Raw genomic sequence first — 22,217 nt, 5'->3', positions numbered from 1 at the left:
CAGGGCGGGATCCCACTTTAAATTGAACTTTTACGGTTGGTCATGATCTGATCTGCCTTGCCCTTAATCCACAGATGACCATGACCCTTTTGAAACAACTAGAACAGATTACCGATCCCCGTAAGGACATCAATCTAAAGCATAATTTAGTGGATGTGGTGTTCCTGACACTCAGTGCTATCCTCAGCGGTGCGACTGGGTGGAAGTCCATTCAGGAATTCGGAGAAGAACAGCTAGATTGGCTCCGTCTGTACCGAAAATTTGAAAATGGCATCCCTAAAAGGCATTGTATCAGTAATATAATCAAAGCATTGGACAGCGAACTGCTCCTTCAAGCCATATTTGGCTGGATCAATGAGCAACGGCAAACGGAAGGGAAAACCGTTATCGCGCTGGATGGAAAAACCCTGCGCGGGGCGTGGAGTGAGGATGCTAAGAATGCACTCCATGTTGTCAGCGCATTTGATGTCGGCAACGGCATTACACTTTACCAAGACAGTTCACATTCTAAAGGGAAAGAAGCTGAAGTCGCCCGCAACATGATTGATGCTATGGCACTGGATAATGCCGTTCTGACGCTGGATGCACTGCATTGTCAGGTGTCTACCATGAACAAAATTAAACAGGGGAACGGTGATTTCATTATTCAGCTCAAGTCGAACCAGCCGGGATTATTTGAAGCAGTCAAAACCAGCTTCAGTAAAGCGTATGAGCAGCCAGAACTGGCTATATTTGAGCAGTTCAACATGGGTCATGGCCGCAGGGAGCGCCGAACAGTCATGCAGATAGAAGCAGAATTATCAGCGGAACTTAAGAAAAAGTGGCCGCACATCACCTCATTTATCGAAGTTGCCAGTGAACGGACAGTCGATGGAATAACATCATGTTCTTCACGCTGGTATGTCAGTTCCTTACCGCTCAATGCCGAAGAGGCCGCGAGGACTATTCGAGAGCATTGGGGGGTAGAAAATCAGCTCCATTGGGTGCTGGATGTGGTCTTCCGCGAAGATGCGCTGAAGGTAACGGATCCTGATGGCGCAAAGCATCTCGCCCTATTTAACCGAGCGGCTCTGAGTGCGATAAGGCAGCACCAAGGCAAAAAAGACAGTCTGGCAGGTAAGCGCCGCCGTGCTGGTTGGAGTCCTACATTTCGCTCAGAGTTGTTATTTGGTTAAGATATAAGCAAAGTGGAATCCCGCCCTGTATAAGCATAGACATAATAATTCCTTATACAGGTGTCGACCTCAGTGTTTTTTCGTGGATTGGTAAAACCAGAATCACCCTGTTTGTTGCACTTCCTTACAAAAACTGGAAAAGAATTAGAGAAAACCAACATATCTACAGCTAACACACTTTTATCGGCTTGGTCTTAATTACAAAAAGCGACCACAGATTTTGGCTGAGTTTTTGAAAGCACTCCAGTATTGCGTTATCTATGAGACAGTTCCCGATGAAGACTGCATTAACATCCGCGATCCTTACTATTCAAGATAATACTAATTAAATCGCTGATACTTACTCGCCAAAACTCAATTGCCAGAGTAACCATACCGGAGATCTTTGGTTTCAGGTATCGACTCTTTTATCTATTTAACACTGCAATCTGGAGCATTAGGAATAGAACGAAGAAGCGACAATGGCGTGGCATAAGAACCACCTTAAAAAGGTTAACCACGCGAAATTATTTTATATTTTTAAGGACTTTTATTCCAATTAGTCAAAATCAATACTGTTAAAATAAATCCAGGCGGTTTGTTCCTGCTGACTTAACCAATCTTCACGCTCATTCTCATCGGCAATAAAATCCGCATAAAAACGAATCGCTGCAAACCACAACTCACCACCCATGTACTGATCGTATACGGACTTAACCCCGGTTTCCAGAAATAACTTAAGATGTTGCGGATATTCAGCAAAATAATCCAGCAACACATCTTGGTGTGCTTCGACCTGCAGTGACCCCCACTGACCACCTGCGCCACCTGCCCGATGCGCCAGCAGCGTCAGCATAGGCTTACAAATGCCGTGTTTTTCGATCAAGGCTTCGATATGATCATTCTGGTACACCTCATGATCCAGATCGTTCAGCAGTAATAGCTCAACATATAACGGGATGTATTTCAGATCCTGCATACACAAAACATAAGCAGCGTTCTCGGCCAGCGGATTTTCATCATCCTGCCAGATTCTGTCGTCGTCACGGGTTCGACACCAGATATTAACGTTGCTGATAAAGGTAGCCGCTTTCGCTTCCAGGGTTGAGTTACCCACAAACTTAGCGAACACCTCCTCTTCCTCCACCTGGCCTTCCGGGGTCATAACATTAATGGAATAGAACAGCGTGTGGAATTCCACACTGACACCATGTTCCGAGAGCTTCTCATCAATCTGATAACTCAGATCAAGATACACATCGGCCAGCGCATTTAAACGTTCAAAAGAGTCGAGGTCATCAACTTCAATATTAAAGATAATTTCAGAGTGCGATGTTTCAATAGTCGTCTTCAATGTTAACCCTTGGTTAAAATATAAAATTCTATGTATTAAAATAGATACGATTACTTATCGTAGCGAAGGATGGTTATTTAATTTCTGAAGCTAGCTACCGTTGCACCGAAAAAAGTACTCCCAACAGTAAGCTGGCAAGGAGCAGACGTTAAAAGAACTTCAGAGATTCCTAGTGAAAAATAGACCACAACAGGCGTCTTAATTTTTCGACAGCATGCGCTTGTTAGCTTCTGTTGGTTCCAGTGAACTGAAGTATATTGTTCGGAAACTTCATTGACTCAACCTCACCGAAAGGCTCTTTTGCCACTACAGTTTCCAAATCTGCCATCTACCAGAAAACACTATACACTTGGCTTTATTGACATTTTTAATTCCGCCAACAGATTAACGCGCAAACCATCGATAACAGGTGCGCTTTTGCGGAGCATTTTGCTGTAGGCATAGCTACCGCACGGATACGAAACTGACTTCGTCCCTGAAGATACCCCACGGCCGGGGAACTATGTCAGGCCAATATTTCCTATTATGGCCTACTACACTGAGTGTCATATCCACTGCAGTTAAGAAAAAGCTTAACATAAGCAGTTGAATTGTATCTACAATAACCAGGTTAGATAAGTGAAACAATCGCCAATAGGGAGAAATTAGGTAAAAGCGATAAAATACTGTTTTAACTGCCGGCGCCGAAATGATTGGCTATTTGGGAAGATAGTTGCTCTCTTTGCGATTCAGCTCATGCTTGTTGAGCTTTAGCAATCAGGAATGTGAGGCGGATTACAGCAGTTTGCAGCAAAACACTCTAGGGTAAGCTAACCCTAATAACGAGAGGCAAGCTCTCGACTTTAAACAGGAATCTCAGATGTCTGATACAGATAAGGCGTTTTTTCAGCGTGCCAGTGAGCTCATCGAGTTGGCCAACAAACAGAACCAGAATACTGAAGTCCAAACCGGTGAAGTCAGTGCCTCCTTCATGTATGCCCTGGCTCGCTACAATGCCTGGTTCGGCTCTACCGGTTTTGCCACCAAGGAGCAGATGCAGTCGAAGAAGCAAGAGATGATGGATTACTATATGGAGCGCTACAAGGAGATGCTTGAAGGCTCTATGGACGACTATATCGAGAATTTCGACCACTACCGCGCAACGCAGAAGTAAGGCCGCCATAGTATTTCAAAATGCCCGGCCTGATGCCGGGCGTTTTATTTTGGCTTAACTCATGTTTAAAGCCCTTCCCTGGCCTACCGATTTTGCCATCCTTTGATTAGCCCCGAATTCAGATTGAATCGCCACCGATATCTAGGCTATTGTCTGAGCTATTTTTTTTGGCTATTTTCTAAGCTATTGTCTGAGTTAATACTTAAGCTTTTGTGCCGCTTTGTGGTCTTGCTCTTAAACTGAGTCTTAAAAGAGTGACCCGCTGTCTCGACCCAGAAAGGCTTGAAGCTTATGCTATGACACCTGTTTTTATAGTTAGACAGGTTTTGGCGCAACAGATATCCGGATTAAAACGCGATACTAAACACTACTCACGCCATCACCTAAGGAGACACTTGTGACACCCGCAATCGATCTCGCCACCAAGGCGGGGATCTCTTTTACCGTTCACGAATATCACCATGACAAGAATGCCCCTTCCTACGGAGAAGAGGCCGCCAGTGCACTTGGACTGGATCCCAACCGGGTATTCAAGACTCTGCTAGTCAGCAGCGATGAAAAGTCACCGCCACTGGCGGTGGCCCTGGTGCCAGTGAATCATCAACTCAGCTTGAAATGCGTTGCCAAGGCGATTAAGGCCAAGAAGTTGGTGATGGCCAATCCGCAGTTGGCGCAGCGTTCATCCGGCTACCTGGTGGGCGGCATCAGCCCTCTGGGGCAGAAAAAGCAGTTACCTACAGTAATAGACGCCAGCGCCCAGGAGTTTGACAGCATCTATGTCAGCGCCGGTCGCCGCGGACTGGAGATCTGTCTTGCCGCAGAGGACTTGGCCAAGCTCTGCCGCGGCAGTTTTGCGGCTATCAAGAGCTGAATCGTAAGCGGCCAAAGCAAAAGCCCCGCAACTGCGGGGCTTGGGTTATACGATGCTCTGAATACTTTTACAAGAAGTAAACACTAACTTCTGGCGGTGTAATCACCGACACCCAACCACTTGTAGGTGGTCAGTGCTTCCAGCCCCATGGGGCCTCTGGCATGCAGTTTCTGAGTACTGACAGCCACCTCGGCGCCCAGGCCGAACTGGCCACCATCGGTGAAACGGGTGCTGGCATTGAGGTAAACCGCCGCCGAATTCACCTGGTTCATAAACTCGGTAGCGGCATTGATATCATCCGTGAGGATAGCCTCGGAGTGACCGCTGGAATAACGGCGAATATGACCTATGGCCTGCTGGATATCATCGACTACCCGGATCCCCAGATTGAGGGATAACCACTCGGTAGCAAAGCTATCCTCGCTGGCGGCGGCCACTTGCTCGGATCCAAGAATAGCCACAGTCTCGGGGCAACCTACCAGCTTAACTCCGGCATCGACTAAGGCCTTGGCCACCTTGGGCAATGCCTCCTTGGCTATCTGCTTATGCACCAACAGGGTATCCAGGGCGTTACATACGGTTGGGCGCTGCACCTTGGCGTTGAGAATGACAGGAATGGCCTTCTCCAGATCGGCCGCCTTATCCAGATAGAGATGGCAGATACCGATACCACCGAGAATAACCGGAATAGTCGCCTGTTCGGCGCAGAGCCGCTGCAGCTTGTCGCCGCCTCGGGGCACTATCATGTCCACATATTGATCCAGTTTCAGCAGCCCGGTAACCAGGGTGCGATCCGGGTTGTCGATAAGCTGCACCGCATCTTCCGGCAAGCCACTGGCTTTAACGCCCTGGCGAATGGCCTTGGCCAGCGCTTGGTTGGATTTCAGGGTTTCCTTGCCGCCACGGAGGATCACCGCGTTGCCGGTTTTAAGGGCCAGCACGGCAATATCCACAGTCACATTGGGCCTGGCCTCATAGATAACGCCTATCACCCCCAGTGGCACGGCGCGCCGACACAGGCGCAAGCCGTTATCCAGTATCCGGCTGTCATACTCGCGGCCAATGGGATCGGCAAGGGCAATCACATTGTCGATATCGGCTATGACTCCAGCCAGGCGCGGCTTATCCAGCAGCAGCCTGTCTATCATGGCCGCGTTGAGGCCAGCCTCTTTAGCCGCGGCTACATCCTGCTCATTGGCCGCGAGGATTGCCGCTTCATCGGCCTTGAGAGCGGCAACGATATTATGCAGCAGTTGCTGCTTGTCACTGCCGGAAAGATTGGCCAGGGCAAAACTGGCTTCCTTGGCCCTTTGCCCCAGTTGTTGCAGATATTCAGCTGTCATAAAACCACCATGTCGTTGCGGTGCACTATTGCATCACCATAGTCATAGCCCAGCAAGGATTCAATGTTATCTGAATGCTGGCCCGCAATACGTTTGAGGGCCACGGCGCTGTAGCGGCAGATCCCCCGCGCCAGTTTACGGCCATTGGGATCCAAGAGTTGCACTGTGGCGCCCCGTTCAAACTCGCCCTCGACGGCGATAATCCCCTTGGACAGCAGACTGCGGCCCTTTTCGGTTACCGCTCGCACCGCGCCTTCATCCAAGGTCAGTTTCCCCTTGGCCTTGGGCCCGGCAAGGATCCACTGTTTGCGGCTCTCCAGCGGGGTTTCGATGGCGCAGAAGTGAGTCCCCACTGACTCGCCGGCAGCGATTTTTTCGATGGCATCCGGATGATGACCCGAAGCAATAACCACCTCAATACCGGCGCGGCGAGCTATGTCGGCCGCCTCCAGCTTGGTTGCCATGCCGCCGATACCCAAACCGGAAACCGAGCCGCCGGCCAGTTGCCGCAGGCTGTCGTCGATATTGGCCACTTCGCTGATAAGATGAGCATTGGGATTATGGCGCGGATCGGCATCGAACAAGCCTTTTTGGTCTGTCAGCAGGATCAGCAAGTCGGCATCGCACAAAAGCGCCGCCCGGGCGGACAGGTTGTCGTTGTCCCCTACCTTGATCTCATTGGTGGCAACGGCATCGTTTTCATTGATGATGGGGATAATATTCTGTTTCAGCAGCGCATTCAGGGTATCTCTGGCGTTGAGATAGCGCTCGCGATCGTGCAGATCCGCCCGGGTAAGCAGCAACTGCCCCACGTGCAGACCATAAATACTGAACAACTGCGCCCAGGCCAGAATCAACTGGCTCTGGCCCACGGCCGCCAGCAACTGTTTGTTGGCCATGGTATCCGGCAACTCCGGATACATCAGATGCTCACGCCCGGCGGCAATGGCGCCGGAGGTACACAAAACCACTTCGATACCGGCGCGCATCAGGGTCGCCATCTGCCTGGCCAGCTCGACCATATGGGCCTTGTCCAGGCGCTTGCTGCCGGAGGTAAGTACACTGGTACCCAGTTTTACCACTACCCGGCGGTAGCGTGTGTCACTCAAGTTCATCACTTGTATTTGCTTAAAAAAGTCGGGGATAAATCTTATACCCAATCCGTCGCCTGATTCCTAGCGGCAGTAGGCCTTCAAATGGATAAAATCGTTATTTATTGCGGTATCTCATACAAAAAGGGCCATACAAAGTATGACCCTCAAAATAAATACGGTTTATAAAGCACTTGCTCGCGTTTTACCTTTAGCTCCCGTAGGCAAACTTGAGAATAAACAGCAGCGCCAGTGCCACAACCCCGGCGTTGAGATCGCGAAAACGGCCGCAGAGAAGTTTAATCGCCGCATAGGCGATAAAGCCAAAGGCGATCCCAGTGGCAATTGAGAAGGTTAATGGCATCAACAGGCAGACCACCACCACAGGGGCAGCCTCGGTCAAATCTTCCCACTCTACATGCACCAAACCAGACATCATCAGAATCGCCACATAGAAGAGGGTGCCCGCGGTAGCATAGGCCGGCACCATACCAGCCAGCGGCGAGATAAAGAGCGAGGCCAAAAACAGCAGCCCGACCACGACGGCGGTCAAGCCGGTACGGCCACCGGCACTAACGCCTGAGGTGCTCTCGACATAACTTGTGGTAGTCGAGGTACCCAGCATGGCCCCGGCAATAGTGGCAGCGCTGTCGGCGGTCAGGGCACGATTGAGTCTTGGCAGGCGGCCCTTATCATCCAGAAAACCACCACGATGGGCCACGGCTACCAAGGTGCCCGAGGTATCGAACAAGTCCACAAACAAAAAGGCAAACACCACGGAAATCATGCTGATCTCCAGCATGCCGGAGAGATCCATCTTCATAAAGGTGGGCGCTATGGAAGGCGGCATGGATACCAGGCCACTATATTGCACATCACCAAAGGCCAGCCCCAACATTGTGATGACCAGAATGCTGAGGATCACTGCCGCCTTATAACCACGCTGAACAAAAGCGATGATCAGGAAGAACCCCAGTACCGACATCAGCGCCGGAAATGCGGTGATATCGCCCATACCTACGAGTGTTGCCGGGTTGGCAACCACTATGCCGGCACTCTTGAGACCGATGAGCGCCAAAAACAAGCCGATACCTGCGGCTATGCCAAGGCGCAGCGACATGGGAATGGAGTTGACCACCCATTCCCGAATTCGCACCAGGGAGAGGATCATAAAGCAGATCCCGGAGAGGAATACTGCGCCGAGCGCGGTTTCCCAGCTATAGCCCATTTCCCCCACAACTGTGTAGGTAAAAAAGGCGTTGAGGCCCATTCCCGGCGCCAGGGCTATGGGATAATTGGCCAGCAGCCCCATGACCAGACAACCTATCGCCGCCGCGACACAGGTCGCCACAAAGACAGCGCCTTGATCCATACCGGCATCGGCCAGCATAGAGGGGTTAACAAAGATGATGTAAGCCATGGTCAGAAAGGTGGTCAGACCCGCCACGGCTTCCTGCTTCAGAGAGGTTTTGTTTTGCTTTAACTTGAACAGTTTTTCCAACATGGAACCAGGTTCCTTGAGTTTGAGTGTAGGGAGGTTTGTGACACTTCTTTAACGAGGTCATCGGCGGCAGATTATAGGGAGTTTGACCTGATCAGACCAGCACCAGAGCATGGAGGCTACCTGTGGTATCCATTAAATGCCCACCAGCTCACAATTTATTCACATTTTGCTGCGGACAAAAAAAAGCCTGCTCAAAGAGCAGGCCAAGACATGTATCAAGCACCCAAAAGGGAAAGAGTCTACCGCGCTAGCGGGTAACACCTGGCAACAGAAGCAAAACTTCTATTGCGACTTGAGTCTAAATACACCACAGAGTGGTGAACAAAGGTTGATGGATGATGGAACTACTTAAAGGGGTAGTCAGCCCTTGAAACTCATGGCGAACATGCCGCCGCGCAAAACCTGACAATCAAACCAGGTGTTGCTCCAATAAACTACGTTGTTTTTGCCTGTGTAAGACATAGCCGATACTCCTAACAAAGTTGTGAAATAAATACTCTAGTGAAGCTTGGCTCGGTTCCCTGGAACTAGAGGTTCTCATATCCGTGGAGACAACTTGTCACTCATTTCCTTGGAGATAGTTATCCATCCTGGATTGACTAGAGGTGGAAGGCGCTTGCCTAACCAACGAGAGCTATTATAGCCACCTGTAATTTTATTACAAGTATTAAGGCTAAAAATTTAAAATACACCTAAAACTGTAAGGCAATTACATAAAAGTTACACAGGATTTACCCACCGCACCTAATGATACATCTCGAAACATAGTAAGAGAACACTCATTACCATTTGATTTTAAATAAATAAATCAAAAGCCAATCAGGCCAACCTCATTCCAATTAAGTAAAATCTAACACTGTAATTAGCTGTCAGTTACAGTCCAAATGTTAGTCTCCCGGCGGGGGTAAAAGCGTGATCTCAAAGAGGTAGGACCAGTTAAGGTGAATTGGATCACCCCATCCAAGGGCTGGGTAAAAATCCGTCTGAAAGTTTTCTGTTGTTTTCAGATATCGTGCCAAATGACAACTTAAAGCAGGGGCGAGATCCAATCACTCGCAGTGGATAGCTTGGGTGAGATGACGTCCAGCAAATATCGGGGCTATGGAATACCAACATAGCGGTCGCCAAGTGAAGAAAAGCCAACGGACAGAGTGCAGGGATAACCCGGCCGACGACATCGGCCGGGAGGCGTTGAGGACTTACTCAGTCATATAGGCAAACAACCCAAGCAGCGGCGCCGCCGTAGGTTTGCCATAGAGGGGATCACCTTCTGTGGCACTGCCGGCGATATCCAGATGACTATAGGCCATGGGCTGAGCGTCTTTTACCCCGTGTTGCGCCAATCCGGAAGCCTTTAGCAGGAAGGCCGCCGGATACTGGTGTCCTCTGGCGGTAACCGATGAGGGCGCATTATTGGAAGAAAGTAGCTCAGAGGCGCCGGAAACATCACGCACCTTGGCAAAATCTTCCTTACGCAAACGGGACAGCTCCAGCCCTTCACCGTAACGCTCGGCGCTGGCTTGCAACCGCTTGGGTAATGCCTGTTGCTCGGCAACGGCGTTGGCCACTACCGCACTGTAAGCTCCATACGCTCGCACCACATGGCCGGTCAGGGTTGCCACAGAGAATAGCTCGGGCGCCGCACTGCCCTGCGCCTTTAAACGCAGATGGGACAGCAAGTCGGCCAGCACCAAACGTCCTTCGGCATCGGTATTGCCAATCCTGACCCTGACACCCGAATGGGCTGTGATGATTTCGTCCGTGACAAAGGCTTCGCTGCCTATACTGTTGCGTACCAGCCCCAATTCGGCCACCACACGAATGCCTTTGGGCTTGAGTAATGACAAGGTCTTCATCAAACCGGCCACGGCAGCCGCGCCGCCCTTGTCGCGGCTCATACCGGCCATGGCGCCGCCCACTTTCAGATCGGCGCCGCCTGTGTCATACACCACGCCCTTGCCGGCAAAGAAATAGTTGTGCTGGATTTCACCTTCGCCGCGGTACTCCAATTTAACGACTCTGGGCTGATGTCTGGCCACGGCAAAAGAGGCCCGCGCCACAGCGCTCAGCAAGGGATAGTCCCGCTCGAGAATGTCTCTGTCTTCCACGACCTGCAGCGACAGCCCTGAATCTTTGAAGGCGTTGAGGCAGTAATCGGCAAAGGCAGGGGCGCCCATGCGCTCGGGCTCAGTGCCACAAAGATCTCTGGCAAGGGTGCGGCCGGCTTCAATGGCATTGAGCATGCCGGCATCTGCGCCGTTCATCACCCCTATGGCTTCTATGCTGTCAAGGGCGGCGCCCGCCTCACGGGCTTCCAATGGCTGCCATAGCTCCTGCGCCGTTGCCAGCGCCGCAACCATATCTGCCTTGGCGTATTCATCACCTAAGGATGCAGGCTTATCAACCCACAATAGCGGCCTTTTGGCTCCGGCGTCACGGGCGATGGCGATACCGGCACGGGCGGCATTGGCAAAGGCGCGCACATCGTCATAATCGCCAAGCGGCGCGACCGGGGCGATAATCAAGCGGCCACCGGCAAGCCCAGGAGCAAACAACAGGGTTGGGCTCTTGCCCACCCGTTTGTCAACTTGAGCCCCATGGGAGGCCAGTATCGCCACCTCTTCGATTGGACACGCCGTCACATCGGCGCTGACCACCAGCAATGCATCCCAGTCTGCCTCACTGAAAATTGCATCCTGGTCAGTAACATCAATAAATTCAACCATGACCCATCCTAATTATTTTTTATTGGCGCCCAGCATTATTCCCTTTCCGGCGCCGGATTACCAATATCTGGCTGGCAAGTTTCGCTGCCACAAATAAACAATTGTCCCAACTGGGTTCTGCGCCCTTACGTCGCTCTGTGGTAGACTGATGACAACTCGCGCTTGGCCCGGTCCAAGCCCGCCAACCAGACGAAAAGATCAGGAGTTTGCTGTGTCCAGTCTCAGCCAATTGCAACCTCAGCCTCTATGGCAGTGGTTTGAACAAATCTGTGCCATTCCTCACCCATCCAAACATGAAGCCGCGCTTAGCCAATATATTCAGAGCTGGGCCAAAGACCGTCAGCTTGAGGTTATCGAAGATAAAGTCGGTAACCTGATTATTCGCAAAGATGCCACTCCCGGGATGGAAAACCGCAAACCCGTGGTGATCCAGGCCCATATCGATATGGTGCCGCAGAAAAATGCCGATAAAGAGCATGACTTCGTCAAAGATCCGATCCAGCCCTGGATTGACGGCGACTGGGTCAAGGCCCAGGGCACGACTCTGGGTGCCGATAACGGCATAGGCATGGCATCGGCGCTGGCAATTCTCGGCAGTGACGATATTCCCCACGGGCCACTGGAAGTGCTGCTGACCATAGATGAAGAAGCGGGTATGACAGGAGCCTTTGGCCTGGAAGCCGGTATGCTTCGCGGTGAAATCCTGATCAACACAGATTCCGAGCAGGAAGGCGAGATCTACATGGGCTGCGCCGGTGGCGTGGATGCCGAGATCACCCTGCCCATGGTCTGGGAAGCCACAGGCGATGGTTTCCAGGCATTCAACCTGACACTCTCCGGGCTAAAGGGTGGCCACTCAGGGGTGAACATTCACCTGGGACGCGGTAATGCCAACAAGCTGCTGGCCCGTTTTCTGTTTGAACACAGCGAAAGCCTGCAGCTGGAACTGGCCGAATTCAACGGCGGCTCGCTGCGTAACGCCATTCCCCGTGAAGCCAGTGCCACTATTCTGGTACCGGCCGAACAAGCCACAGCTTTGAGCGAAGCCGCCGCGGCTTTCCAGGCACTGCTTAGAGAAGAGCTGGCGGTTGCCGATCCGGCCGCTTGCCTGACTCTCACCGAAGTGCCGTTGCCTGCCAAGGTGATGAGCGAGCAGAGTCAGAACACCCTTATCGATCTGCTGCATGCCTGCCCCAATGGTGTCATGCGGATGAGTGACGAGATTGAAGGCGTGACCGAGACCTCACTCAACCTCGGGGTGATCAATACCAGCGAGCAGGATGTCAAACTCCTGTGCCTGATCCGCTCCTTGATTGACTCTGGCCGTAGCCAGATTGAGGGCATGCTGATCGCCCTGGCCAACCTGGCCGGTGCCGAAATCGACCTTTCCGGCGCCTACCCAGGCTGGAAGCCAGACAGCCAGTCTCCTGTGATGGCGATTGTGCGCGACACCTATCAGGACATCTACCATAAAGAACCGGTGATCATGGTGATCCATGCCGGTTTGGAATGTGGCCTGTTCAAGGAGCCCTATCCGGCCATGGATATGGTGTCTATCGGCCCCACCATACGTTTCCCTCACAGCCCGGATGAAATGGTGAATATCACCACAGTGGGCCAATATTGGCAGCTGCTGTTGGCTGTACTGGAACGTATTCCAGAAAAGGCCTGATACCTTAATAAAGGTACTTAAGCTTTGAGTAAATAGCGCCAAACGACTTGGCGTGGCGGCAAGGCGGCAAAGGCGGCAAGAGTAGCTCCCCATCAACATGGGCAAACTATGTGATTGGGATGAGCGAAGATTGCCAACACAGCTGCCACTTCAAGTTAGCAAGAGTAAAAAAGCCGCCCCTGGAGCACTCCGGGGCGGCTTTTTGATGCGTAGTGCCTAGCGTTTAGGCTATTCCTCCAGCAAGCTACGCAGCATCCAGGCAGTCTTTTCGTGAACTTCCAGTCTGCGGGTCAGCAGATCGGCGCTCGGCTGGTCATTGGCCTTGTCGATAACGGGGAACAGGGCTCTGGCGGTGCGGGCCGTGGCCTCCTGGGCTTCGACCAGGTGCAATATCATCTCATTGGCAGAGGGCACACCTTCCACTTCCTTGATGGATGCCAGGCGCACAAACTCCTTATAAGTCCCCGGCGCCGGATACCCCAGGGCGCGGATCCGCTCGGCAATTTCATCCAGCGCATTCCACTGCTCTGTGTATTGCTCCATAAACATCAGATGCAGGCTGTTGAATTGCGGGCCTTTGACGTTCCAATGGAAATTATGGGTCATCAGATACAGGGTATAACTGTCGGCCAGCAGCGCAGAAAGCCCCGCGACAATTTTTTTACGATCCGCATCAGAGATACCTATATCTATGGTGGGTGCCTTGACTTTCTTGGTTGCCATATACACTCCTTTTGCTTGTTGGCGATAGCCGCGCTCAATGGCGACTAAAGATAAAATAGCCATAACAGAGTGGGATCTTATGCCCGGGCAAACTGTGATAAATGTCACAACTTACTAAACTGTAGCGGCCCAAAGCCCAAAGGAGTTCTCTTTATCAAGCAGGAAAACAGCTTTTTAACCGATTGATTTTCATAATCAAACATACATGTCCCTTGCGATAACCCCTTGTAACCGATTTGCCAAGTTCCCAATAGAAGCCAGACAAGGCAATCCGGGCCCCTCTTTGCCGGCCAGAGCTTATATTCAGAGAAACTCGCGATCACTTTTCCGCAGCTTGACATCTTATGTTCATTAAAAGCTGATAGCCTGTCGGCGAGTCTTATTCCTTGAGCGCCTCTGCACAGGAGTAACTTTGGCTTCATCCACACCTTTTACTCTGCCACGCTTATGCTACCTTTCACTGAAGCTATAATAAGTTAAAGCTGCAGCCCTGCATCCGGAATGACAACTGCGAAATGGATTCTCGCCTCAGAATACGAGCCGACAGCAAGCTGCCGACTAAACCTAACAAGTGGGGATCTGTTTTATGTTTTTTAATAAATCGTCCAAACAAGCACTGGCACAATGTCAATTGCAGCTGTCCAAGCAACTGGCAACAGAAGCCATAGAGCAATCGCTTGCCTGTGTGGTATTCACGCCCGACGGCACTGTGATAGAAGCCAATCGCCTGTTTGCCGAGTTGTTTGGCCTGGAGCATGAGAAGCTTAAAGGCATGCCACACAAAACCTTGTGTCAGGCCGATTATGCCGCCTCAACCCAGTACCGCAGTTTTTGGGAACAGCTCAGGCAAGGAAAAGCCGCTGCCGGGGTGTTTGAACGTCGCCACGCAGATGGCAGCAGCATTTATTTGCAGGCCACCTATTTCCCCGTGTTTGAGCAGGGTAAAGTCACCCGCGTCATGAAGATTGCCGCCGATGTCACCAACAGCCAAATGGAAACCGACACTCAAAAAGCCGTGGCCAACGCCCTGGATAACTCCCAGGCGATTATCGAGTTTGATCCCAAAGGTAATATCATTGAAGCCAACGCCAATTTTCTCGACGTCATGGGCTATACCCGGGCCGAACTGAAGGGGCAACACCACAAGCTGTTTTGTGACGAGGCCTTCTACCGGGAACACCCCCATTTTTGGGAAGAGCTCAATAAGGGCCAGTTCAAGTCCGGGCTGTTTAAACGCTTCAATAAACTGGGGCAAACCGTCTGGCTTGAGGCCAGCTATAACCCTATACGCAATCCCGCCGGTAAGGTGATCAAGGTGATTAAGTTTGCCAGTGATATCACCGCCAGGATAGAAAAGTCCCAGGCGATTAAAGAAGCGGCCGAAATAGCCCACAGCACGGCGCTGAATACCGGTGCCACAGTTGAGCAGGCGATAGACAGGCTGGACAGGGTAACCGCCACCTCCAACAGCATAGCGTCTCAGGTGCAGCAGGCCTCAGAGGCGATAGCTCAGCTCAATGAGCAGTCACGCAATATCCAGGCGATAGTCTCGACCATCAGCGTCATTGCAGAGCAGACCAACCTGTTGGCGCTCAATGCGGCGATTGAAGCGGCCCGCGCCGGTGAGCAAGGACGGGGGTTTGCCGTCGTCGCTGATGAAGTCAGACAACTGGCGGCCCGCACCAGTGAGTCCACCAAGGAGATAGGCTCTGTCGTCAGTCAAAATGGTCAGCTCACCGACAAGGCCACCCGGGAAATGGCGGCGGTGGCCGAGGCGGCCAACCAGGGTAAGACCCAGCTGCAGGAAGTCGCAGACGTAATGGGCGCGATTCTCGACGGAGCCCGCAATGTGGTCGATACCGTCGCGTCCCTGTCCGATGAACATCACGGGCATTGATCCGAAGGCTTCTTTCGCTCCTCTAGAAAAGAACCCAGCCGAGGCTGGGTTCTTTTTGTTTGCTTAGGTCTTGAGTCTATCCAATTGATCGTTTTGGCTGTCCACCAACTGCGCCAGCGTCTGACTGCTCTGCTCCGCCTCACCGGCCAGACGCGCCAGTTCGGCCGCCGAGTCTGAGATGCCGGTGATATTCTTGTTCACCTCTTCGGTGACAGCGCTTTGCTCCTCGGCCGCCGTGGCAATATGGGTGATCTGCGCCGAGATTTGATCCAGTTGGCTGACCATAAGATTCAGAGCACTGAGTGCCTGCTCTGTTTGCGACACGGCGTTTTTGGCCTGCTCCACTCCGCGTTCAATAATATTGGAGGCGCTGCCCACTTCCTGCTGCAGTGACTCGATTAGACGACCAATATCCAGAGTCGAGCTCTGGGTCTTGGAAGCCAGCGCCCTCACTTCATCCGCTACCACGGCGAAACCTCGGCCCTGATCGCCGGCGCGGGCCGCTTCGATGGCGGCATTGAGCGCCAACAGATTGGTCTGTTCGGCGATGGCGCTGATCACTTCCAGAATGCTGCTGATGTTATTGCTGCTCTCCGCCACCTTGGCGACGGCGGCCTTAGCCTGCATCGACTCACTGGACATGGTATTGACGTAATCCATCGCCTTGTTGAGGCTGGTTTCACTGTCGCGGACATTGACCGCCATGGACTCGGTTTCGGATGCCGTCTGCTCGGAGGCCTTGGCCACTTCATGGGCCGTGGCGCTCATCTGGTTGACCGCGGCCACCACGCTCTCTATCTCGCTGTATTGGCGATTGACACTGTCCAGTGTCTGGCGGGCAATCTCTGCTGTGGTTTGGCCCTCATCACGGGAGCGTCCGGCAAGCATTTTCAGCTCACGGATAAGCTCCCTGAGTTTGAGAATAAAGGCGTTTACCCCGGCGCCAAGGGCGATAAGCTCGGCGTGGGAAGTCACCTGAATGCTTTGGGTCAGGTCGCCTTCGGCACTGGCCAGATTCTCAACCCGGGATTGAATGCTCTTGAGCGGTGCCAATATGCTGCGGATCACCAAAGCTATGGCCAGTACCGCCAGCACAGATACCAAGACGCCAACCCCGAGCAACAAGCTGCCCAATTCGGTGGCCATCACTGTCATCTCTTCACTGAGCTTGGCCACAGGCGCGAAGGCGTCCACCTTGGGCACTTCAATCAACAGCGACCAGCGACTACCGGAAAGAGGAATGTCGATGCGGTGTGCGACCACTATGTCATTGTCCGTCAACATAAAGCCCTCGCCGCCGGACAGGGCCACCATTTTGGCGGCCAGCTCAGGGGCGACAGACTCGGCCAGTGGCCGCGCCTTCTTGCTGTAATGACTGGCAGCCACCACCAGCCCCTTGCTGCTGAGCAGAGTGACCTTGGCCTTGCCCTGATAGAGCGACTGCGACAGTTGATCGATCAGTTTCTGAAATACCGGTAGGTTGACATCCACCCCGACAATACCGGCAAACTTGCCATCGCGCAGCGCCGGTACAGTCAAGGAGGTCATCAACTCATTGTTGCCCGGAGCTATCTCATACAGGTAGGGCTCCATCAGGCAGGGCTTGAGGGTGTCTTTACCGCACAGATACCACTCGGCCTCGCGAATGCCAAACTCGTTGAGCGTGGCGACATACTTCTCCTCGGCATCGTCCACCTGGTGTTGCTCAATGCTGCCGTCGTTATTGCGGGTAAAGTAGATCTCCAGCGACCCGGCGCCGGGCACACTGTGTTTGCTCGCTTGCTGTTGATACTGCCAATCCTGGCCGTCGTATCCATCGGGCTCAAACTGGGCATAGATGGAGGAAACCTGGCTGTTCTTTCTGAGCACCGCCTCGACGGTTGTCTGCACTTCTTCCCGGGTCATGGGATCCCGCTCAGAGGTCAGCTCCAGAATCCCCGCCAATGACCAGGGAATGCGGTAGGCCTCGTCAATAAAACCGGCGACTTTCTCACCGTATTGGGCGGCACTGGCCTCGAGCTTATCGCGGATCTCCAGCTCCAGCGTCTGCTGCACCTCTGCCGACAGACGTTGGTTTTGATCCGACAGAGACCACCAGAGACTGATGGAGAGAATGGCCACTGTTATGAGAAACAGCGCCGAAGTTATCCAGAGAAGTTTGGTTCCGATGGAGAGTTGCTTCATCCAAGGCTCCTGATAGCGGCGGGCGCAATGCGCTTGTAAATGAAAGGTTAACAGCTACAAAGATAGCACCATGGACTCTCCCTGTCTCAATCTACTAGCACTTATGGATTAATTTTACCAAGGAAAGTGCCAATAAGCCTTCGCGGCACTCTGGCTTGCACTGCCATTGGCGCTGCTGAGCTTGCCGATAAGTCATTTCGTCTTTTCCACTTGCTCGACAACGGCCGATTAAAGGCAAGGGCCAATTAAAGGCAAGGGCCCCCACTGAGTTCGCTTGGTACTTGTTACCATTACTCTCTCCCAAAAGAAGTCTGGAAAGTGTCAACTGTATTCCGGATGGGTCACAGACATAAAAAAGGGAAGCGCTGGGCTTCCCTATCATCCTTCCCGACTCAACTACGCATTTGCCGGAAACACTCGGCAATAATCTCCAGCCCCTGCTGCAGATCCCTGTCACTGACGGTCAAAGGCACCAAGAGACGCAGCACATTGCCATAAGTGCCACAGGAAAGCAGGATAAGACCGCGCTCCCGCGCCAAAGTAAGGACTCGCGCGCAATACTCGGGCTTGGGTACACCGTCTTCAACCAACTCCATGGCCACCATGGCGCCGAGGCCGCGAACATCGGCAATAAAGTCGTACTCCTGTTGCAGCTTGCCAAGCGCCTCTTTAATGACAGTGCCCACCTGGTTGGCCCGCGCCAGCAACTGTTCCTTCTCGAAGGTTTCTATCACCGCCAGGGCGGCGGCGCAGGCAAGCGGATTGCCGCCATAGGTGCCTCCCAAACCGCCGGGGCCTATGGCATCCATCATCTCGGCCCGGCCGGTAATGCCGGAGAGCGGGAAACCACCGGCGATAGACTTGGCAAAAGTCGTGATATCGGCGGCAACACCCATCTGTTCCATGGCAAAGAAGGTGCCGGTACGGCCGGCGCCCGTCTGCACCTCATCGGCAATCAGCACTATCCCTTCCTTGTCACACAGCTTACGCAGCCGCGCCATAAACTCGGGGGATGCGGCATAGAAGCCGCCCTCGCCCTGCACCGGCTCGAGAATAATGGCGGCAATATCCGCCGGTTCGGCATCATTCTTGAAAATCTGCTCGATGGACTTCATCGCATCGTCGTCACTCACCCCATGCAGCGCGCAGGGATATTGGGCGCGAAACACGTTGGCCTGCATCAGCCCCATGCCCTTACTGTAGGGTGCCACTTTGCCGGTGAGCGCCAGCGTTGCCATGGTGCGGCCATGATAGCCTGAGGTAAAGGCGATGACGCCGCTGCGTTTGGTATAGGCCCTGGCGACCTTAAGGGCATTTTCCACTGCCTCCGAGCCACTGGTAAACAGCGCCGACTTCTTGGCGAAATCCCCGGGAACCAGGGCGTTGAGTTTTTCGCAGACGGCCACATAACTCTCATAGCCCAGCACCATAAAACAGGTATGGGAGAAATCTTCCAACTGGCGGGCAACCGCCTGCTTGACTCTGGGATGCAGGTGCCCGGTATTGAGCACGGCTATGCCACCGGCAAAGTCCAGATATTCGCGGCCCTCGACGTCCCATACCCGGGCATTTTCCGCCCGTTCCACAAACACAGGGTGTATCTGTCCCACACCCGGTGCCACTGCGGCCTGGCGCCGCACCATCAGAGAGTCATTGCTTATCATCCTGCTATCCTCTGTTGTTGTCCCGGCACCGCCGGGACATGGGTTAATCAGACCGAGAGGCAGAGATACTTGATCTCCAGATATTCCTCTATGCCATATTTAGAGCCTTCCCGTCCCAGCCCCGAAGCCTTGATGCCGCCAAAAGGCGCTACTTCGTTGGAGATAAGCCCGGTATTGATCCCCACCATTCCGTATTCCAGCGCCTCGGCAACTTTCCAGACTCTGGAGATATCCCTGGCGTAGAAATAGGCCGCCAAGCCGAACTCGGTATCGTTGGCCATGGCGATCACTTCATCGACACTGTCGAAGCGGAACAGCGGCGCCAGCGGGCCAAAGGTTTCCTCTTTGGCGACCCGCATGCTGCCATTCACCTCGGTCAAAATAGTGGGCTCGAAGAAGTTACCGCCCAGCGCCCGGCCGCCTGTCTTGACCCTGGCGCCTTTGGAGACGGCATCCTCAAGATGAGCCTGCACCTTTTTCACCGCATTCTTGTCGATAAGCGGCCCTGTGGTAATGCCGGACTCTGTGCCGACACCTACCTTGAGCTCGGCCACTTTGGCGGCCAGCTTTTCGCTAAAGGCATCGTAAACGGACGACTGCACATAGATGCGGTTGGCGCAGACGCAGGTCTGGCCGGCATTGCGGTATTTGGAGATCATTGCCCCTTCCACCGCCGCGTCCAGATCGGCATCGTCAAACACGATAAAGGGCGCGTTGCCACCGAGCTCCAGTGACAGTTTCTTCAGGGTGGCGGCGCATTGCTGCATCAGATGGATGCCCACGCCGGTCGAGCCGGTGAAAGACAGCTTACGCACCACGGCGCTGTCGCAAAGGGTATTGCCTATCGCCTTGGCATCGCCGGTGATCACGCTGAAGACGCCGGGAGGAATGCCGGCTTCAATCGCCAGGTAGGCCAGCGCCAGAGCGGTAAAAGGGGTCTGCGGCGCCGGTTTGACTATCATGGTGCAACCGGCCGCCAGTGCAGGACCCGCCTTACGGGTGATCATCGCCGCCGGGAAGTTCCAGGGCGTAATGGCCGCAGTCACGCCCACGGGTTGCTTGATCACCAACAGGCGCTTGTCCTGTTGATGCCCGGGGATAGTATCGCCGTAAACCCGCTTGCCCTCTTCGGCAAACCACTCGATAAAGGAGGCGGCATAAGTGACCTCACCGCGGGCTTCTGCCAGAGGCTTACCCTGCTCTGTGGTCATCAGCAGCGCCAAGTCATCGGCGTGTTGATTGATAAGTTCGAACCAGCGTTTGAGAATGGTGCTGCGCTCTTTGGCGGTCAGCGCCCGCCAGGCCGGAAGAGCCCGCTCGGCGGCATCTATGGCTCTGTGGGTTTCAAATGCGCCCATCTCGGGCACACTGCCGATACGCTCGCCGGTGGCCGGGTTGAAAATATTGACCTTCTTGCCTGAGTCTGCGTCCAGCCACTGGCCATCGATATAGGCTTGTTCACGCAGCAGCGCACTCTGGTTAAGTTTCATTGCGACTCCTTTAAATGGGCGCCGGGCGCCCTTGTACGGATAGGCATCAAATACCCAGTTTGTCCCTCAGGCTGTAATACCAGGCGCCGAGCGCAGAAAAGGGGACTCGCAGGGCATGTCCGCCGGGAAATGGATAATGGGGCAGGCTGGCAAAGGCATCGAAACGCTCCGCCTGTCCGGTCAGCACCTCGGCAATCAACTTGCCCGCCAGGTGGGTATAAGTCACCCCATGACCACTGCAGCCCTGGGAGTAATAGATGTTGCTGCCAATCCTGCCGACCTGAGGCAAACGGGAGAGTGTCAACAGAAAGTTGCCTGTCCAGGTGTAGTCGATACGGACCCCTTTCAATTGGGGGAAGGTCTTGAGCAGCTTGGGCAGGATAATCGCTTTGATATTCTCCGGATCTCGGGCGCCGTACACTACACCGCCACCATAGATCAGGCGTTTGTCGGCCGACAGGCGGAAATAATCCAGCAGATAGTTACAGTCCTCGACGCAGTAGTCCTGCGGCAACAGACTGTGGGCCAACTCTTCACCCAAGGGTTCTGTCGTGATAACCTGGGTACCGCAAGGCATGGATTTGGCAGCAAGTTGGGGCAGCAGTTTGCCAAGATAGGCATTTCCTGCCACCACCACAAACCTGGCCTTAACCTGGCCATTGGCGGTATGTACTATAGGGTACTCCCCTTCGTCGATACGTACTACGGCCGAGTCCTCAAAAATTTTTCCACCGAGAGATTCCACTGCCCTCGCCTCACCCAGCGCCAGGTTCAGCGGATGGATATGGCCACCACTCTTGTCCAGCAAGCCGCCGATATAACGGTCTGTATTGACCACCTGGCGAATGCCGGCATCATCCAACAGCTGCAGCTGGTCTGTGTGACCATATCGCTCCCAGAGGGCTTTTTGCTGCTGCAGATGCCCCATCTGTTTGCGGTTGATGGCGGCAAATACCCCGCCGTTTTTGAGGTCACAATCGATCTGGTATTTTTCGATGCGTTCGCGGATGATACGGCCGCCCTCGAAGGCCATTTCGCCAAAGAGCTTGGCCTGCGCCTTACCGACAGTGCTTTCTATCACATCGAGATCGCGGCTGTAGCTGTTGACTATCTGGCCACCGTTGCGGCCCGAAGCGCCCCAGCCTACTCTGGCCGCTTCCAATACCACTACCTTGAAACCGGCCTCCAACAGGTGCAGCGCCGAGCTGAGCCCGGTATAACCGGCCCCAATCACACAGACATCGGTTTCCAGCACCTCGCTTAAGCTGTTGCGTTCACGGGTGTCATTGGCCGAATCGGCATAATAAGAGGAGGTGTGGGCAGTGGCAGTCATGGTTAATCCAGCCTTTTATGTTTGTTATTTTTAACACTTGCGTCATCCTACACAGTTA

General features: G+C 53.4%; 15 protein-coding genes. 5 read left to right on the top strand and 10 right to left on the bottom strand.

The annotated features are described in order from the left end of the window. The first annotated feature begins 80 nt into the window (after positions 1-80). A complete protein-coding gene (locus ACMHXI_RS19070; RefSeq protein WP_109248997.1) occupies positions 81-1,175 on the top strand; it encodes an ISAs1 family transposase in 1,095 nt (364 codons plus the stop codon). Between the two features lie 538 nt (positions 1,176-1,713). Here the strand turns inward: ACMHXI_RS19070 and ACMHXI_RS19065 are convergent. Further along, complete coding sequence (locus ACMHXI_RS19065) at positions 1,714-2,508, bottom strand: hypothetical protein (protein ID WP_208180906.1); 795 nt, start codon at positions 2,506-2,508, stop codon at positions 1,714-1,716. Positions 2,509-3,367: 859 nt separating this feature from the next. Between ACMHXI_RS19065 and ACMHXI_RS19060 the strand changes: the two genes are divergently transcribed. Beyond that, on the top strand, positions 3,368-3,661 hold the full coding sequence (locus ACMHXI_RS19060) for a DUF3144 domain-containing protein (protein WP_025009906.1): 294 nt from the start codon (positions 3,368-3,370) through the stop codon (positions 3,659-3,661). 397 nt (positions 3,662-4,058) lie between these two features. Next, positions 4,059-4,532: a Cys-tRNA(Pro) deacylase gene (gene ybaK / locus ACMHXI_RS19055; RefSeq protein ID WP_028780679.1), complete on the top strand. Its 474-nt coding sequence runs from the start codon at positions 4,059-4,061 to the stop codon at positions 4,530-4,532. Positions 4,533-4,615: 83 nt separating this feature from the next. Here ybaK and ACMHXI_RS19050 read toward each other — a convergent pair whose 3' ends face one another. The 4 genes from ACMHXI_RS19050 to ACMHXI_RS19035 form a co-directional block, all read right to left on the bottom strand. Then, a complete protein-coding gene (locus tag ACMHXI_RS19050) occupies positions 4,616-5,875 on the bottom strand; it encodes a glutamate-5-semialdehyde dehydrogenase (protein WP_413735823.1) in 1,260 nt (419 codons plus the stop codon). Continuing rightward, positions 5,872-6,990 (bottom strand): glutamate 5-kinase, encoded by a 1,119-nt coding sequence (gene proB / locus ACMHXI_RS19045; RefSeq protein ID WP_413735826.1) that lies wholly within the window; start codon positions 6,988-6,990, stop codon positions 5,872-5,874. The genes ACMHXI_RS19050 and proB overlap by 4 nt, the downstream gene beginning before the upstream one ends. Positions 6,991-7,177: 187 nt before the next feature. After that, a complete protein-coding gene (locus tag ACMHXI_RS19040) occupies positions 7,178-8,470 on the bottom strand; it encodes an NCS2 family permease (protein WP_144218723.1) in 1,293 nt (430 codons plus the stop codon). A 1,199-nt stretch (positions 8,471-9,669) separates the two neighbouring features. Further along, positions 9,670-11,196, bottom strand: a complete 1,527-nt coding sequence (locus tag ACMHXI_RS19035) for a leucyl aminopeptidase family protein (protein WP_208140010.1) — start codon at positions 11,194-11,196, stop codon at positions 9,670-9,672. 211 nt (positions 11,197-11,407) lie between these two features. Between ACMHXI_RS19035 and ACMHXI_RS19030 the strand changes: the two genes are divergently transcribed. Continuing rightward, the gene (locus ACMHXI_RS19030; RefSeq protein ID WP_219002687.1) at positions 11,408-12,868 is read left to right on the top strand and encodes an aminoacyl-histidine dipeptidase; all 1,461 of its coding nucleotides are present in this window, start codon (positions 11,408-11,410) and stop codon (positions 12,866-12,868) included. 228 nt (positions 12,869-13,096) lie between these two features. Here ACMHXI_RS19030 and ACMHXI_RS19025 read toward each other — a convergent pair whose 3' ends face one another. Next, on the bottom strand, positions 13,097-13,591 hold the full coding sequence (locus ACMHXI_RS19025; protein WP_025009901.1) for a Dps family protein: 495 nt from the start codon (positions 13,589-13,591) through the stop codon (positions 13,097-13,099). Positions 13,592-14,177: 586 nt separating this feature from the next. Between ACMHXI_RS19025 and ACMHXI_RS19020 the strand changes: the two genes are divergently transcribed. Beyond that, the gene (locus ACMHXI_RS19020; protein WP_413735820.1) at positions 14,178-15,488 is read left to right on the top strand and encodes a methyl-accepting chemotaxis protein; all 1,311 of its coding nucleotides are present in this window, start codon (positions 14,178-14,180) and stop codon (positions 15,486-15,488) included. A gap of 63 nt (positions 15,489-15,551) precedes the next feature. Here the strand turns inward: ACMHXI_RS19020 and ACMHXI_RS19015 are convergent, their stop codons facing one another. From ACMHXI_RS19015 to ACMHXI_RS19000, 4 genes are all read right to left on the bottom strand, one after another. After that, on the bottom strand, positions 15,552-17,672 hold the full coding sequence (locus tag ACMHXI_RS19015) for a methyl-accepting chemotaxis protein (RefSeq protein WP_044733908.1): 2,121 nt from the start codon (positions 17,670-17,672) through the stop codon (positions 15,552-15,554). Positions 17,673-18,064: 392 nt separating this feature from the next. Next, positions 18,065-19,336 (bottom strand): 4-aminobutyrate--2-oxoglutarate transaminase, encoded by a 1,272-nt coding sequence (gabT, locus tag ACMHXI_RS19010; protein WP_044733907.1) that lies wholly within the window; start codon positions 19,334-19,336, stop codon positions 18,065-18,067. A gap of 47 nt (positions 19,337-19,383) precedes the next feature. Beyond that, a complete protein-coding gene (gene gabD, locus ACMHXI_RS19005; protein ID WP_044733906.1) occupies positions 19,384-20,826 on the bottom strand; it encodes an NADP-dependent succinate-semialdehyde dehydrogenase in 1,443 nt (480 codons plus the stop codon). A 46-nt stretch (positions 20,827-20,872) separates the two neighbouring features. Then, positions 20,873-22,159, bottom strand: a complete 1,287-nt coding sequence (locus ACMHXI_RS19000; RefSeq protein WP_044733905.1) for an NAD(P)/FAD-dependent oxidoreductase — start codon at positions 22,157-22,159, stop codon at positions 20,873-20,875. Positions 22,160-22,217: the final 58 nt, after the last annotated feature.

This window comes from Shewanella sp. BJSY2023SW005, assembly GCF_047314585.1.
Lineage (GTDB): Bacteria > Pseudomonadota > Gammaproteobacteria > Enterobacterales > Shewanellaceae > Shewanella > Shewanella algae.
Note: the sequence above shows the minus strand (reverse complement) of the source record. Positions and strands in the feature narration are given on the sequence as shown.

Bases quoted from the DNA above. Each gene is read 5' to 3' on its own strand.
- ACMHXI_RS19060 (WP_025009906.1), top strand. From the start codon at position 3,368: ATGTCTGATACAGATAAGGCGTTTTTTCAGCGTGCCAGTGAGCTCATC.
- ACMHXI_RS19015 (WP_044733908.1), bottom strand. From the start codon at position 17,672: ATGAAGCAACTCTCCATCGGAACCAAACTTCTCTGGATAACTTCGGCG.
- ACMHXI_RS19050 (WP_413735823.1), bottom strand. From the start codon at position 5,875: ATGACAGCTGAATATCTGCAACAACTGGGGCAAAGGGCCAAGGAAGCC.
- ACMHXI_RS19040 (WP_144218723.1), bottom strand. From the start codon at position 8,470: ATGTTGGAAAAACTGTTCAAGTTAAAGCAAAACAAAACCTCTCTGAAG.
- proB (WP_413735826.1), bottom strand. From the start codon at position 6,990: ATGAACTTGAGTGACACACGCTACCGCCGGGTAGTGGTAAAACTGGGT.
- ACMHXI_RS19070 (WP_109248997.1), top strand. From the start codon at position 81: ATGACCCTTTTGAAACAACTAGAACAGATTACCGATCCCCGTAAGGAC.
- ACMHXI_RS19025 (WP_025009901.1), bottom strand. From the start codon at position 13,591: ATGGCAACCAAGAAAGTCAAGGCACCCACCATAGATATAGGTATCTCT.
- ACMHXI_RS19035 (WP_208140010.1), bottom strand. From the start codon at position 11,196: ATGGTTGAATTTATTGATGTTACTGACCAGGATGCAATTTTCAGTGAG.
- gabD (WP_044733906.1), bottom strand. From the start codon at position 20,826: ATGAAACTTAACCAGAGTGCGCTGCTGCGTGAACAAGCCTATATCGAT.
- ACMHXI_RS19020 (WP_413735820.1), top strand. From the start codon at position 14,178: ATGTTTTTTAATAAATCGTCCAAACAAGCACTGGCACAATGTCAATTG.
- gabT (WP_044733907.1), bottom strand. From the start codon at position 19,336: ATGATAAGCAATGACTCTCTGATGGTGCGGCGCCAGGCCGCAGTGGCA.
- ACMHXI_RS19000 (WP_044733905.1), bottom strand. From the start codon at position 22,159: ATGACTGCCACTGCCCACACCTCCTCTTATTATGCCGATTCGGCCAAT.